General features: G+C 61.9%; 12 protein-coding genes and 3 pseudogenes. 5 read left to right on the forward strand and 10 right to left on the reverse strand.

What is annotated here, in order from left to right; genetic code table 11:
• From BN1233_RS38260 to BN1233_RS51445, 6 genes and pseudogenes are all read right to left on the reverse strand, one after another.
• On the reverse strand, positions 1-633 hold a 633-nt coding region (locus BN1233_RS38260; protein WP_046868920.1), incomplete at its 3' end, for an SDR family NAD(P)-dependent oxidoreductase.
• A 21-nt stretch (positions 634-654) separates the two neighbouring features.
• Positions 655-1,161 (reverse strand): TRAP transporter small permease, encoded by a 507-nt coding sequence (locus BN1233_RS38265; RefSeq protein WP_046868921.1) that lies wholly within the window; start codon positions 1,159-1,161, stop codon positions 655-657.
• The gene (locus tag BN1233_RS38270) at positions 1,158-2,456 is read right to left on the reverse strand and encodes a TRAP transporter large permease (RefSeq protein WP_046868922.1); all 1,299 of its coding nucleotides are present in this window, start codon (positions 2,454-2,456) and stop codon (positions 1,158-1,160) included. Before BN1233_RS38270 ends, BN1233_RS38265 begins: the two co-directional genes overlap by 4 nt.
• A 44-nt stretch (positions 2,457-2,500) precedes the next feature.
• Positions 2,501-3,502, reverse strand: a complete 1,002-nt coding sequence (locus tag BN1233_RS38275; protein WP_048709878.1) for a TRAP transporter substrate-binding protein — start codon at positions 3,500-3,502, stop codon at positions 2,501-2,503.
• Between the two features lie 153 nt (positions 3,503-3,655).
• Positions 3,656-3,958 (reverse strand): annotated as a pseudogene (locus BN1233_RS45500) (FCD domain-containing protein); the annotation flags it as partial.
• Between the two features lie 254 nt (positions 3,959-4,212).
• Positions 4,213-4,299 (reverse strand): annotated as a pseudogene (locus tag BN1233_RS51445) (GntR family transcriptional regulator); the annotation flags it as partial.
• Positions 4,300-4,645: 346 nt separating this feature from the next.
• Between BN1233_RS51445 and BN1233_RS38290 the strand changes: the two are divergent.
• Complete coding sequence (locus tag BN1233_RS38290) at positions 4,646-5,683, forward strand: alpha/beta fold hydrolase (protein ID WP_187144466.1); 1,038 nt, start codon at positions 4,646-4,648, stop codon at positions 5,681-5,683.
• A 31-nt stretch (positions 5,684-5,714) separates the two neighbouring features.
• On the opposite strand, the pseudogene BN1233_RS46390 reads toward BN1233_RS38290, so the two are convergent.
• Both BN1233_RS46390 and BN1233_RS38300 read right to left on the reverse strand, forming a co-directional pair.
• A pseudogene (locus BN1233_RS46390) lies at positions 5,715-7,555 on the reverse strand (PHA/PHB synthase family protein).
• A gap of 25 nt (positions 7,556-7,580) precedes the next feature.
• A complete protein-coding gene (locus tag BN1233_RS38300; protein ID WP_046868926.1) occupies positions 7,581-7,820 on the reverse strand; it encodes an HP1242/YdcH family protein in 240 nt (79 codons plus the stop codon).
• A gap of 592 nt (positions 7,821-8,412) precedes the next feature.
• Here BN1233_RS38300 and BN1233_RS38305 point away from each other — a divergent pair.
• The 3 genes from BN1233_RS38305 (at position 8,413) to trxC (ending at position 10,502) form a co-directional block, all read left to right on the forward strand.
• Positions 8,413-8,901 carry a CreA family protein gene (locus BN1233_RS38305; RefSeq protein ID WP_147707777.1) on the forward strand — a complete coding sequence of 163 codons (489 nt, stop codon included), beginning with the start codon at positions 8,413-8,415 and terminating at the stop codon, positions 8,899-8,901.
• 197 nt (positions 8,902-9,098) lie between these two features.
• Positions 9,099-9,917, forward strand: coding sequence for a universal stress protein (locus BN1233_RS38310; RefSeq protein ID WP_048709874.1), 819 nt, complete (start codon positions 9,099-9,101; stop codon positions 9,915-9,917).
• Between the two features lie 51 nt (positions 9,918-9,968).
• The gene (gene trxC / locus BN1233_RS38315; RefSeq protein ID WP_342341697.1) at positions 9,969-10,502 is read left to right on the forward strand and encodes a thioredoxin TrxC; all 534 of its coding nucleotides are present in this window, start codon (positions 9,969-9,971) and stop codon (positions 10,500-10,502) included.
• A 364-nt stretch (positions 10,503-10,866) separates the two neighbouring features.
• On the opposite strand, the gene BN1233_RS46395 is transcribed toward trxC, so the two are convergent.
• Both BN1233_RS46395 and BN1233_RS38325 read right to left on the reverse strand, forming a co-directional pair.
• Positions 10,867-12,036 (reverse strand): CBS domain-containing protein, encoded by a 1,170-nt coding sequence (locus tag BN1233_RS46395; RefSeq protein WP_187144467.1) that lies wholly within the window; start codon positions 12,034-12,036, stop codon positions 10,867-10,869.
• Between the two features lie 152 nt (positions 12,037-12,188).
• Positions 12,189-12,947 carry an SDR family oxidoreductase gene (locus tag BN1233_RS38325; RefSeq protein WP_046868927.1) on the reverse strand — a complete coding sequence of 253 codons (759 nt, stop codon included), beginning with the start codon at positions 12,945-12,947 and terminating at the stop codon, positions 12,189-12,191.
• A 264-nt stretch (positions 12,948-13,211) separates the two neighbouring features.
• Here BN1233_RS38325 and BN1233_RS38330 point away from each other — a divergent pair, with 264 nt between their 5' ends.
• Positions 13,212-14,450: a YeeE/YedE family protein gene (locus BN1233_RS38330; protein WP_082145899.1), complete on the forward strand. Its 1,239-nt coding sequence runs from the start codon at positions 13,212-13,214 to the stop codon at positions 14,448-14,450.
• The last annotated feature ends 109 nt before the right edge of the window (positions 14,451-14,559 follow it).

Here is a 14,559-nt window from a genome sequence, read left to right on the forward strand (position 1 = left end):
TCTAAGATCGCTCATGGAGCGGCCTGCCTTTTCGGCCCGGCGCACGTGAAACGGAGTCATTGTCAAGCCGGGGCATACCGCATTCACGCGCACTCCGTGGCGCGCCTCCTCGAAGGCCAGCTTCTTTGTCAGTGAAATGATGCCTGCCTTCGTCACATCGTACTGCCCCATTCCGGCCCGTGGATTGAAGGCGTGAGTCGATGAGATATTGACAATGCTACCTCGCCCGGAGGCGCGCAGATCCGCAAGGGCTGCACGCACCAGATAGGCATAGCTCAGAAGATTGACGGACAGGATGTTGTGCCAGGTTTCGCTGCGCGCTTCCGCTAGCGGCTCATAAGCGCGAATGCCGGCATTATTGACGACTACATCGATGCGGCCGAACGCCTCCTTCGCGGCGACGACAATTCTCTCGGCTGCGGACTCGTCGCCAACATCGGCAGTAACCTCGACGACCTGCGCCCCGGGAACACCCGAGCGGATATCGGCCGATACAGCGGTAAGGGACTCGGCATCGCGATCGACGAGGACGACCCTGGCCCCCTCCTCGCAGAACAATCGCCCCGTAGCGGAGCCGATTCCACCGGCTCCGCCCGTAATGATTGCCACCTTCCCATCGAGCCGCTTCGTCATCGTGATGCTCTCGCCTTCTGTTCAACCGGTGATCGTTTCAGCGTTTCCAAGGCTTGGCTGATTCCTCACAACCCGCCAAAGTCCTGATACGCTGTAGACAGCCATAATGGCGCCGCATACCGGGAGGGCCGCGTACCAATAGGCTTTATCTACCCCGAGAAACGGTGTGATCTCCCCCGCATCGCGCAGAAACTCGTATCCCTTCAGTGCGAGGACGAGTGCAAAGGCCAGCATCAGGACATGGATGGAGAATTCGATCCCCCGCCGCATCCAGGAAGGAGCGGCCTGTTCAGCGAGCACGACACGGTAGAGCGTACCCTCGCGCCACAAAGCTAATGCTCCCAGAAAGGTCAGCCATGCGAACAGCAGCTCGATCACCTCGTCATAGCCGGCTATCACCAGAACGGGAACCATGCGAACCAGAACGGCAAGCAGGAGGAGAAAGAACAGGGCCGACAGGCACAGAATCACGCCCCACTTGCAAACGGTGGCGACGGCGAGATCGGCGGCAAAAATCCTCGTGATCACTGAATCACCCCAAATCCGAGCAGCCGGGGCAACCAGAGGGTAATTTCCGGTACATAAGTGATCACCCCCAGTACCGCGACCAGTGCAAGGAGGTATGGCCACATCTCCGAGGCGATCTCGGTAATAGGTACCCGGCTGATTGAAGAGACTACGTAGAGGCACAATCCGACCGGCGGCGTCACGAGTCCGATCATGATGTTGAGCACGATGATCACGCCGAAATGTACGGGATCCACACCAATCTTGAGCATGATCGGGAGCAGGACCGGGAAAGCAATGATGAGAATGGCGACGCCCTCGATGAACATTCCGAGTATCAGGAGGACGATGTTGACGATGAGAAGAATAAGCCAGGGCTCGGAGGATAGAGAAAGGATGGCTGCAAGCAGCGCATTCGGGATCTGCTGCTGAATAAGAATCCATCCGAATGGTGCCGCGGCGGCAATGATGAACATGACCTGTGCCGTCTGCCGACCCGATTCCCAGATGATCTCGAGCACGTCATCGAGCCGGAGTTCGCGATAGTACAATCTACCCAGCAGAAATGCGTAACCCGCTGCCACGACTGCGGCTTCGGTCGGCGTAACGATTCCGGTAAAGATCCCGCCAAGGATCAGCGGCGGCATGAGCAATGCCGGCAGTGCAGCCGAAACGACGGGCCAGGCCTTGCGCCAACCTGGGCGCCGGTCCCCACGCGGCAGGTCTTGCCGTTTCGCGACGACCGCAACGATCGCCATCAGTGCAAGGCCCATGAGGACACCGGGAACGATGCCTGCAAGAAACAATGCGCCGACCGACACGTTCGCCAGACTGCCATAGATCACAAAGGGTATGCTCGGCGGGATGATCGGCCCGATCGTGGAGGAGACGGCCGTCAGGGTGGCAGCAAAGCGTGCACTGTAGCCCGCCTCCCGCATTGCCTTGATCTCGACCACCCCCAAGCCGGCCGCATCGGCCACCGCCGAGCCTGACATCCCAGCGAAGAGCATGCTGGCAAGGACATTGACATGGCCGAGGCCGCCGCGAACCTGGCCAACCAGCAGATGAGCCACATTGAAAATGCGCGCTGTCATACCGCCGGTGTTCATCAGGTTGCCGGCCAATATGAAGAACGGAATAGCGAGCAACGGAAAGGACGTTGTCCCGGCATAGATCCGCTGTATGGAGATGGCGAGCAGATCGGGGCCGACCGCGATCCACATCGTGCCAATCGCAATGATCCCCAATGCGACGGCGATCGGCACACCACCCAGGATCAGCAAGCAAAGGGCGAGCAAAATCGCCGTTATGAACATGCGAGAGACTCACGGTGGCGCGTGCTGGCAGCACGCATACAGGATCAGGCGGAGCGCGCGGCGTTGACGAAGCCGGACCAAGTGTTCCAGGTCTGTTCGCCGAGAGCCTTGCGGAGCTGATCGTAGGCCGGAGCCATCTTCTCGCGGAACGGTGCAACCTCTGGCCGCGTGATCGCAACCCCGGCCTTCTGCATCTCGCTCAGGTACCATTCCTCCTTGTCCTGCACGCCCTTCCGTGCCGCGGCACCGGCCTTCTGTGCCTCCTCGGTGATGATCTGACGCTGCCCGTCGCTCAGCCTCCCCCACGGACGCGGATTCGCAGCAAACATGATCGGTGCGTAGATGTGCTTCGTCAGCGCGATATGGCTCTGCACTTCGAAGAATTTGGCCGCATAGGTCGTGCCGACTGGATTATCCTGGCCATCAACCGTCTTGTTCGCCAATGCCAGGTAGACCTCCTGGAATGCGATCGTCTGGATATTGGCGCCCAGCGCCTCGAATGCTGCCTTGATGGCAAGTTCCGGTGGAACACGGACTTTCAGACCCTGGATATCAGACGGAGCGTTCACCGCGCGACGGCTGTTCGAGAACGCACGGAAACCCCATTCAAAGTTTGCGATCCAGGCAAACCCGGCCGCCTTCATCTGCTCGGCCAGCCAGTCGCGGGCGGTGACGTCGAGAGTCCGATGCGCATGGTCGTAATTGTCGAATTGATATGGGATGTTGATCACCCCGATCGTCTTCGACAGCGCCTCGATATTCGCCGGATTGAGCAGGATGAAGTCGATTGCGCCAAGGCGTGTCTGCTGCGCTGTTTCCGTTGGAGAGCCGAGAGCGTTGTTCGCGAAGATTGCGATTTTCACCTCGCCCTTGGTCCGCTCGGCGATCCGCTGCACCATTTTTTCCGCTTCGATGTGCACAGGGTGCGCCGTGTCGGCAGGATGGGTGAGGCGGAGTTCCACCGCAGCACAGGCAGATCGGACATTCGCGGCAAGTGATGCGCCGACCCCAGCCAGCAACAGCGATCGACGGCTCAAATCCGGCATATGTTTCCTCCATCGGGTTGTGCGCGGGCTTATGATTCTTACGCGCACTCTTTCTCAAGCTTCTGACGCGGGTTCTTCCGCGCCGGCCTCTTCCATTTTGCATGCAAGTATTTGCGACGGTCAAGAGAGGCTCGGATGCCCCGGTTTGTTCTCCTAGTCGCTGTGCAGGCCGGTCGGGTTTTCGGGCCGGGTCGAAGCGGGCGCCTCACCGTCCTTGGCCGCTTCGATGACGACCGACAAACCATTTCGGACATGACGGTTCAACAGCCGGGAAAGTTTCTTGCCACCACGGACGATCAGCGCCTCAAGTATTTCCCGGTGTTCCTTCAAAGCCTCAGGCCAGCGTTGCGGTCTAAGGTTCGAGACGTGGCGGGCGCGATCCACGCGTAACGCAAGCAAATCCCAAATCCACAGGAGAACGGGATTGTTTGCTGCCCGGATGTTCTCCCGATGAAATGCTTTATTGGCCTAAAAATACTCCGGCATCTGATTGAGCCGCTTCGGACCTGCATTTCTTGACGCACTGCTGCAATGCGGGAGATCTGCGCATCGGTTACGACCTCGCCGGGGTCGTCAGCCAACCCGTCGACTGTTGCGACTACGATCTCGAGCGTCTTGACCTCCTTGAGATCCGCCTCCGTGACGACCGGGCTTCGGTTCGGCATGGCCCGGATGAGCCCCTCCTGAAGAAGAGCCTTGATGGCCTCTCGGACTGGGGCGCGGCATACGCCGAGCTGCTCGCAGAGTTCCCGCTCGCGGAGACGCTTTCCCGGCGGCAGGGCACCGGTGATGATCATGTTCCGGAGAACGGCCGCAGTCGAGCCATATAGGTGCCCCTTCTGCCGTGCCTCTTCGGAAATGGCCGCCCCCTCGCGGAAACGGTGCGGTGGATACGCTGGGATCCGTCATGCTCGCTCGCTTTTACCTCGTCTACCAGATGAGGGGACGACAGGAGACTGACTGGGTCTTGTATGCGAGAATGGTGGGCTTTCCCCGGGGCGGTCGTCAAATCGCTCGGGTAGGCTGTATATTCGAGAGCTGGGCCCCAATTGAACTTGCGGTGAGGCACCAATGCCGCTCGGCCCATTGTGGAATCCATGGCTATGGCCGCTCGCGGCAGCAACGCGAGTCGGGGAAGCGGTGGTGCGATCCTGGGCCCAGGTTTCTCCATCATCGGGACCGGCACCTCCCGAGAACGCTGGACCGATCTGGACGACCGATCATTCGGTCGCGCTCGATCTGACCTCGCTTCGGCTCCTCGACTTTTCGACAGTGCAGCGTGGCCTTCCGACGATCGTCGTTGCGCCTTTCGCTGTGCACGACGCTACGATCGCCGATTTTGCGCCTGGCCACAGCCTAGTCGAGCGCCTGCTCGTAGAAGGGATTCGGCGACTGCTTCTTATCGAATGCAAGTCGGCAATGTCCGAGACACGGTTTCTCGTCATCGACAACTATCTCGCCGACCTCCTCGTTGCTGTCGAGGAACTGGGCGGACGGGCGAACCTAGTCGGCTTGTGCCAGGGTGGCTGGCTATCAGCGATGTTTGCAGCCCGTTTCCCCGGAAAGGTCGCAAAGCTCGTGCTCGCGGCCTCGCCGATCGACCTCGAATCCGCAGGATCGGCAATCGTCGATGCGGCCCGCCTCACCAGCGCGGACGTCTTCAGGGCTCTCGTCGGTTCGAGCGGCGGGCGCATGCTCGGGTGCAACATGCGGGCGTCCTGGGATATGCAGGATCCGGATGACGCGCTGCTCGGGTCGATTCTCCAGGTGGACGACGACCGACCCGAGGTTTTCGAGAGATTCCGGGATTGGGACCGTCGAACGGTCGATCTGCCTGGAGCCTATTATCTCCAGGTCGTCGAGCAGCTCTTTCACCGAAACGAGCTCGCCCGCGGCGAATTCATGGGGCTTGGCCGGAAGCTCGATCTGAAGGCGATCCGGAGCCCGTTCTTTCTTCTGGCGGCCCCCGACGACGATGTCACGCCAGCCGAGCAGGCCCTTGCGGTCCGCGATCTCGTCGGGGCCGAACCCGGGCGCGTGAGATCCATGATCGCCACGGCGCCTGGGGGCCATCTCTCGCTGTTCATGGGCGCACGCACCCTTGCCCGTGAATGGTCCGCCATCGCGCGCTGGCTTCGCTCCCGTGCGGCAGGTTCATCTCCCGGCAGGGCGGCAGAATAGATCTCCCTCCCCGCCTCCGGCCACAGACACGCTACCGCTGCAGGACGTAGGTGCCGGGCGCATCACAAACAGGTGTGTAGCTCGGCGAGCCCAAGTGCGGCGGCTCTGTCGGCGCACCTGAACGTTTCTCGAGCCAATGGATCCATTCGGGCCACCACGAGCCCTCTTGGCGAGTGGCCTCGGACACCCATGTCTCCGGATCAAGATAACGGTCGCGGGCGGTCCGGGTCATGACAGAATAGCGGCGTCCCCGATGCCCCGGTTCCGAGACGATCCCGGCATTGTGGCCGCCGCTCGTCAGCAGGAACGTGACCGCGGTATCGGTCAGAAGGTAGATCTTGTAGGCGGATCGCCAGGGCGCCACGTGATCGCGCTCGGTCCCGACGGCGAAGATCGGGACGCGGATATCCGACAGAGCGACGGGTCGGCCATCCACCCTGAAGCGGCCTTCCGCCAGGTCGTTGTTCAGATAGAGCTGGCGCAGATATTCGGAGTGCATGCGCGCCGGCATGCGGGTCGCATCTGCGTTCCAGGCCATCAGATCGTTCGGGGGCGCACGCTCTCCCATGATGTAGTCCCGCATGATGCGCGACCAGATCAGGTCGCTGGATCGCAGGATCTGAAAGGTGCCCGCCATCTGGCGCGTGTCCAGGTATCCCTGGCTCCTCATGAGATCCTCGAGGAAGTGCACCTGGCTCTCGTTGATGAAGAGCCCCTGTTCGCCCGCCTCGGAGAAATCCACCTGTGCGGCCAACAGACTGATGGTGGCAAGGTACTCGTCTCCATCGCAGGCCATGGCGGCCGCAGCAACCGACAGCAGCGTGCCTCCGAGGCAATACCCGACGGCATGGACCTTCTGGTCCGGAACGACATTCCTCACGGCATCGAGCGCCGCCAGGAACCCGAGGGTGGGTAGTCGTCGAAGCTCAGGCCCCTGTCGTCTTCGACCGGGTTCTTCCAGGAGACGATGAAGACCGTAAATCCCTGATTCCTGAGATACCGGACGAGCGAATTCTCCGGCGACAGGTCGAGGATGTAGTACTTCATGATCCAGGCCGGCACGATCAGTACCGGTTCCGGCCGGACCTTGTCGGTCGTGGGGGCATACTGGATCAGTTCGATCAGGCGGTTCCGGAAGATCACTTTGCCGGGTGTGACGGCGACGTCGCGCCCAACCTGGAAATGCTCGGTGCCGACAGGGCCTGTCCCGAGGAGAATCCGGCTGTAATCGTCCATCCAGTTCTGGAATCCCTGAACGAGGTTGGCGCCGCCGGTCTCGAGGGTGCGCGTGAGGGCGACGGGATTCGTGAGGAGGGAATTCGACGGGGAGAGCGTGTCCAGAACCTGACGGCTCGCGAACTCGACGACCTGCTCGTGCTGCTTCGTCACACCGTCGATGCCGGTTGTCGCGTTGTGCCACCATTGCTGGTTCAGCAGAAAGGCCTGGGAGATCACATTATAGGGCCATTTCTGCCACGCCTCGTCCGCGAAGCGGCGGTCCTGCGGCAGAGGCTCGATGCAGCAGCCGGAATCCCGGCCGAGCATCGTGCGGCCGAGATACTCGTTCAGGCGGGCCGCTTTGCGGACTCCCTTGTGAACCAGTTGCAACTGCTTGCCGGGCGAGAAAGCAAGGTGAGCAGCCCAGTCCATCACCGCCCCGGCAAGCGCCATGGGCGAGAGGCCGGAGGTCAGACGGGCCAGGGCAGCATGTGCGACGCGGTCGATGGCAACTCCCGCAGCATCCAGCGGATCCTTCCCCCACTCATCGGTGGAAGGCCGCTCCTCATCCCTGCTCCGGTTCGCCCTGGCGGGCAACGCGAACACTTTTCTGGAGGAACTCGCTTCCGCCTTTTGAATCGTATTGCCCGCCATGGTCAGTATCCTCTCTTGTTGTGTCCTATTCCGGTCGTAGCGCCTGCAGGATCTCATCCTTGAGTTGAAGCCGACGACGACGCGCCTCGGTCTCCCTCTCCTCGGAGGCTGGTTCGATGCGCGCCTCCATCCGGTGAATCGCACGGTTCACGTCACGGTACTCATCGACGAGTTTGGCGAAGTGACGATCGCTCATCTTCAAATCGTGAATACGCTCCGCGTGCTCCGGAAATTCAGCCTGCAGGTCGTGGGCAACATGGCTCATGGGTTCTACTCCGGTCGGGGCATAGCCCTGCTCTACTCTATGGCAAGGCTTACGCGCCCCTCCGGGGCCGGTCCTTGATCGAGGTCAAGGATGAGGTAATACGAATTCCTTTGATCGAGCCGGTGAACAACACGGTTTTGCTTGCATGCGGCTCGCGCAAGTCCTCTGCGCTGGTGAGGAGCAGCACTTCATGGCTTCGCTCATCATGGTGGAGCGAGCCTCCGCTCCACTTTCATCATTGTGAGCCGTGGACGAAGCAGTTCATCCGTCGACGGGTAGATTGCTTCACTTCGTTCGTAATGACGAAGAGGGCGTGAGGACGCGAGGAGTACTGCCGGAAACGGAGCGACGCCGGACCCACTTCCGCCATTGCGAGCCAAAGGCGAAGCAATCCAGCGGTGTGGGCCCGCCAGCACCGACAGTCGACTCCATAGCCAGCTAGATCCGAGCGAGGTTCTGGAGCCCTATAGCCTCCTGCCCTGCTCCTTACCGGCCGCGGTCGGGACCACTATCTCCATACCCCACAGTTCCAGACCCTGAGACGGACGGCAGGCAGATGCGTATCCGGTACAACATGGATTGGAGATCGAAAATGAGAGGAATTGCAATTGTCGCTGCCTTTTGGGCTGCCACTGCCTTCGCGGCTCCCGCCTCGGCGGAGATTGTCGGCAAAGTCGGGACCGACTGGACTGGCAACGACATCGTCGTTGAGGCCATCCAGGATCCAAAGGTGCAGGGCGTGACCTGCCATCTCACATATTTCGACCGGAGCATCATCGACAGGCTCCAGCAGGGCAACTGGTTCGAGGATCCTTCGAACTCCTCGATCGCATGTCAGATGACGGGACCGGTGACCATCGGTGATATCGACCTCGATCGGAGCGGCGAAGAAGTATTCAACGAGCGCCGCAGCCTCGTGTTCAAGCGCCTCGTCGTGAATCGCATCTACGACCGGCAGAACAATACGCTTATTTACCTCGCTCATTCGCGGCAAATCCAGCAAGGCAGCGCGAAGACGTCGATCTCGACCGTGCCTCTCTACAATGCGCAGGTCACGTGGGCCAAAGAGCGGCCCCGGTAATGCCGATTGGAATCCCTGCTCGTGGCGTGGATGCCGACTTCTCTCGGTGATTGACTTCCCGGCTCCGGGCTCGGCAAATGAAGTCCGGCAACGGGTGGAGCAAATTGCCGGCGAGCTGACATTCGCTCGACGGCCGTGAGTGTGCGTCGGCAATATCCGGAGCGCCGGCGGACAGATGTGAGCTGGAGGAGGCGAAGATGCGGATGCGTGATCTCCTTGTTGTGCTGGGCCCCGAACTCGAAGCCGCAGGCCGCTATGCGTTATGGCTTGCGAAGGAGCTCGATGCCGGTCTGACAGCGGCCTCTCCAGTCCTCGAGCCGAGCCTGGCCTATATCAGTGCTGAATTGCCGAGCGAGATTCTGTCGAAGATCCAGGAGGAAGCCGAGCACGCGGCAAACATCGTCCTGACCGACTTCGCCGACCGGGGACGCCAGAGAGGCGTGAAAGTCGAAACGCAGCTCGTGAGAGCCTTGGCGGGCGAGGCTGGCCGCGAGATCAGAAAGATCGCTCGCTACTACGATGTCACCATTCTCGACCAGGGCAATCCCGAGAATGCCCGTTCGGGCGAATTGATCGAAAGTGCCCTGTTCGGATCCGGCCGGCCGATCCTGGTCGTGCCTTACATCTTCGAGGAGCCGGGCAAGCTCGAGACAGTTCTCGTGGCATGGGATGGCAGCCAGGCGGCCGCGCGGGCTCTCGGGGACTCACTGCCTCTCCTCGCCCGAGCCAAGCAGGTTCAGGTCGTCACCGTGGAAGGTGTGCGCGAGCCCGCGAATGACCACTGGCGGAAAGAGGTTGTCCGCCACCTGAAGCACCACGGAATCGAAGCGGAGGCCGACACTCTGATCAGCGCAGGCGACACTGCGAACACGCTCCTGTCCTATGCGGCGGATTCCGGAGCCAATCTCATCGTCATGGGCGGCTACGGCCACTCTCGCATTCGCGAGATGGTCCTCGGAGGCGTAACACGGGAGATTCTCCGCTCGATGACCATTCCGGTTCTGATGTCCCACTGATCGCGAGGAGCACGGTCGAGCTTGGCCGGGGGCACCTCAGGAGCGAAACTCGTGCCCAGCTCTCTTAGCGACCAGATCGCCGCAGCAGCCGTCTCCATGCACGTCCGCGGCGTTGTGTGTGAGTCACCCGCCCGGGAGTTGTTCATCTCCGAGTCCTTCCACGTGGTCTGCCCGCATTGTGACGCTGTCAACCGCATTCCGCGCGAGCGACCGGCGGCGAGCTCCGGGTGCGGAAACTGCAAGCATAAGTTGTTCGAGGGCCACCCGGTCGAACTCGATGGTAGACGCTTCCAGCGCCACGCCGAGCGGAACGATATTCCGGTGATCGCCGATTTCTGGGCTCCATGGTGTGGTCCGTGCCGCACCATGGCCCCGATCTTCGAGCGCGCAGCGCAGGAACTCGAACCCAAGGCGCGGTTCGTCAAGGTGAATGTCGACAACGAACCGGAACTCGCCGGCAGTCTGGGCATCCAGGGGATCCCGGCCCTGTTCGCCCTGAAGAACGGCACCGTCGTCGCCCGTCAGGCCGGGATCGCCAATCTCGGCACACTTCAGAACTGGGTCAGGCAATTTGGGGAGGGTTGAGCTCCTGCATTCATTGCATTCCCCGTCGCAATGAGCCGCAGTCATCCAGCCTGACGCGGATCCACTCCGTCAGTGCAGGCCGCCGGCGTGATGCGTAGCCCCTCCCGCCGCACCTCCGTCATTGCGAGCGGAGGCGAAGCAATCTACCCGTCGATGGTGGCGCTCCTGGATTGCTTCACTGCGTTCGCAATGATGGTGAGGGCATGAGAAAGGGAAGAGCACTGCCGGAAACAGAAACAAACTCCTGACTTGCTGCATCATTGCGAGTCTGAGGCAATGCAATTCAGGAGGAACTAGGGGCCAACCTGGATAACTTCACGCCACCTGCGATGACGATAGTAGCAGCCAGGACTCGAGCGCCACCCTACTCGGGGACCCGAGGCATCCTGTACATTTCGTCCTTGACGGCTCTGACCCCAGGCGTGGTCTCGGCCGCAACCCGCAACGCCGCTCTCTGCTCTTCAGAACTGGCAGGGCCGCGGAGTTCGGCAACGCCGTCATCGACTGTGACGGTGAGCAGCCAGGGCATGCCGCCCGGAGCTGCCTTCAGCTGCTCGAGGACACGTTCTCGCGTTGCCCGATCGTCACCGGTGCGAGGCTGCGTCCGCTCGGCGGAAGCGCTCGCAAAGGCCTGGAGCAGATTGGATCGGCTCACGATCCCGACGAGCTTGCCGTCGCGGATGATGGGTACGCGTTTGATCCCATGGCGCTCGAGCAGAGTCGCAATCTCGCTGAGAGGGGTGTCGTCCTGCGCCGTGATCAGGCGCTTGGTCATCACATCTTCGACCAGGAGTGCATTCGACTTCACGTAATCGCTCGCCCGCGTTTCCGACGAAGTGAACAGCTCCAGCCACCAGGAGCGTCGTTTTTCCGTGCCGATCTCCGTTCGTCGCATCAAATCGCCCTCACTGATGAGGCCGACGAGATGTCCGCTGTCGTCCACGACGGGCAAACCGCTGATGTGATGGTCGAGCAGCATTCGCGCGGCTTCCTGCACAGTCTGATGGCGGTTGATCGTGATGACGTTTGTCACCATGACATCGGCCGCGATGGTCGGGCGCTTCACTGCCGGAGCGCCTGTTTCGGATTCGTTCATCGTGCCGCCGGCTGCCGGTTGGCCCGCCTTCGGCCATGTGACGGACAGAGCACCCTTGTCCATCTGGACTTTGATGTCCCCGGCTCCAGTGCCCGGAGGAAGTTCGAAGGAGTGGGAGAACGCAGTGTAGCTGCGCTCCTGGACGCGAGCATCCGCGTCGTCGGTATCTGACTCCAATCGCTTCTTGCCCGTGACCGTGAGTATGTCGTCTCCAACCGATACCTCGACGTCTTTCTGATCGAAGCCAGGCAGCTCGATGGTAAGCTCGGTGTGTCCCTCGCGTTGGAGCATGTTAATGCGGGGCGTGAGGCCAACGATGTCGGGAGTCGTCCAGGCGCGACCGAATTCGTCGAAAAGACGGTCGATTTCACGCCGGAGGGCAAGAAGCGGCGTCTCGTTGCGCTCGGGTCGCGGCGTCAGGAAAGACTTCAAGGTCATGGCGCGTAATCCTACTCGATGAGCCATTCGGCGGGCATCCACAATCACGAAACCATCGGCGGCACGCTCTCGCTTTGAGATAGGTCAATCCCGGCCTCCCGCAATTGACAGCTCGGAGAGCATTCAGCAGGAGTCGAGGCACACCCCTGAGATCACCGGCCGCCCGACACTCTCAGGTTCGCTCCGGTGATGTAGGAGGCCTGATCGGAGAGCAGGAAAAGAACGGCTTCCGCGATCTCCTCGGGCGACCCGACGCGTTCCATAGGGATCAGGGGCCGGAGGCGCTCCACTCGGCCGGCATCGCCAGTGCTGAGGGCGTGAATCTCCGTCTCGATCAGACCCGGCGAGACGGCATTCACGCGGATACCGTCTCCCGCCAGCTCCTTCGACAAACCGATCGTGAGGGAATCGATCGCTCCCTTCGAGGCCGCGTACCACACATATTCTCCGGGACTCCCAAGGGTGGCCGCCACCGACGAGATGTTGACGATCGCGCCGCCGCCTCCGCCATACCGCTTCGCCATCCGGCGGGATGCCTCGCGCGCGACGAGGATCGCACCCGTTACGTTGAGATCGATGCAGGCTCGGATTGTCTCCGCCGATGCTGCGTCGAGGCGCCCCGAACGCCCTGTGATGCCGGCATTGTTCACGATACCGGACAGGCGATCGAGGCTCTCGACGGCATCATCGAACACCCGGACGACATCCCGCTCCATGGCCATGTCGCCCTGGAAGGCAAAGGCCGTCGCTCCGGCCTCGCGACAAGCTGCAACCGTTCGCTCTGCCGCCTCTTCATCCGACTTGTAGACGACCGCCAGGTCGTAGCCGCGGCGCGCGGCCAATTGAGCCACGGCCGCTCCGATGCCGCGACTCCCGCCGGTGATGAGAATGCCTGGCCGTTCGGAACTCATGCTTTCCTCCCTCGTGAGTTATCGTACCGAGGCTTCAACGCTGCCGCGAGTTGCGTCAAGTCTCGGGCGAGTGACGTGCTCGTGGGCCGTAGTCAAAAGGCCGACAGCTCGCGCGGGGTGCGGCTCGGCATAATATACGAGCACAACATGTTATTATTTCAATATTGACGCTATTGCATGTGGAATAGTAGCAACCACATCTGGTTTGTCCGAGGTATTCCCGCTACCTCGGCGGCACGAAGCTCGCGGGCCGGATTTTACCTCATGTCAGCCTCTGCAGTGGCTTCGACAGCCTCCATTCGGGCCACGCGGCAATCGGAAGCCAACACGCCGGTCGCACTGGCCGCGGCGGCAGCTGCACTGGGTGGCGCGGCTTTGATCGGAGCGGCCGTCAACCCTCGACAGGCCGCCCTCTACATTCTCGGTGCAGCCATGGGCCTCGTGCTCTACCATGCAGCCTTCGGCTTCACCTCGGCCTGGCGGATTTTCATCTCCGACCGGCGCGGTGAGGGCTTGCGGGCGCAGATGCTTATGCTGGCGGTCGCAACGGTTCTGTTCTTTCCCGTGCTGGCGTCCGGGTCCCTGTTCGGGCAGCCCGTAACCGGTCTGGTTTCGCCCGCGGGAATTTCCGTCATTTTCGGGGCATTCATCTTCGGGATCGGCATGCAGCTCGGCGGGGCCTGTGCGTCGGGAACGCTTTACACGGTCGGCGGCGGCTCCACGCGCATGCTGATCACGCTCGCGGCTTTCATCGCGGGCTCGGCGATCGGCGCGGCCCATCTTCACTGGTGGGCCGCGCTCCCGAGCTTGCCGAAGATCTCCTTCGTGGAACTCTGGGGGCCCTGGACAGCGCTCGCCGTGCATCTCGCCGTGTTCGCCGCCATTGCAGCGGTGACGGTCGTGATCGAGCGTCGACGCCACGGGCGGCTCCTCACAACCGGCACGGCGCCGCGTGAGGGCGTAGCGCGCTTTCTGCGCGGCCCGTGGCCCATTGCGGCGGGCGCGGTTGCGCTGGTCCTGTTGAACTTTGCGACGCTGGCTCTCGCGGGCCGCCCGTGGGGGATCACGTCGGCCTTCGCGCTGTGGGGATCTAAGATCGCGGACGGGATTGGTGTCGACGTCGCGAGCTGGCCCTATTGGTCGACCCCGGCCCGCTTGGCCGAACTTCAGGGAAGCGTCCTCAATGATGTGACCTCGGTGATGGATTTCGGCATCATCGTCGGTGCGCTCCTCGCAGCGGCACTGGCCGGTCGCTTCGCTCCGACTTGGCGCATTCCGCTCCGGTCCGCGGTAGCGGCGATAGTCGGCGGACTGCTCCTCGGTTATGGAGCCCGGCTGGCCTATGGCTGCAACATCGGCGCCTATTTCTCCGGAATCGCCTCCGGGAGCCTGCACGGCTGGGTCTGGCTCGTCGCTGCCTTCGCGGGGAACGTGATCGGAACGCGGGTGCGCCCGCTCTTCGGGCTCGAGGTCGAGCGGAGCCCTCGCTTGACGGGGTGCTGATCGCGTAACGGATCGGCATGAAACTGCATCACCGCTGGTCGTTCTTCGTCATGATGGAGTCCGACCATGGCATCCGGCCTTCACCTGCGCCAGACAGAAACTTCACAGA

This window comes from Microvirga massiliensis, assembly GCF_001006805.1.
Taxonomy (GTDB): Bacteria; Pseudomonadota; Alphaproteobacteria; order Rhizobiales; family Beijerinckiaceae; genus Microvirga; species Microvirga massiliensis.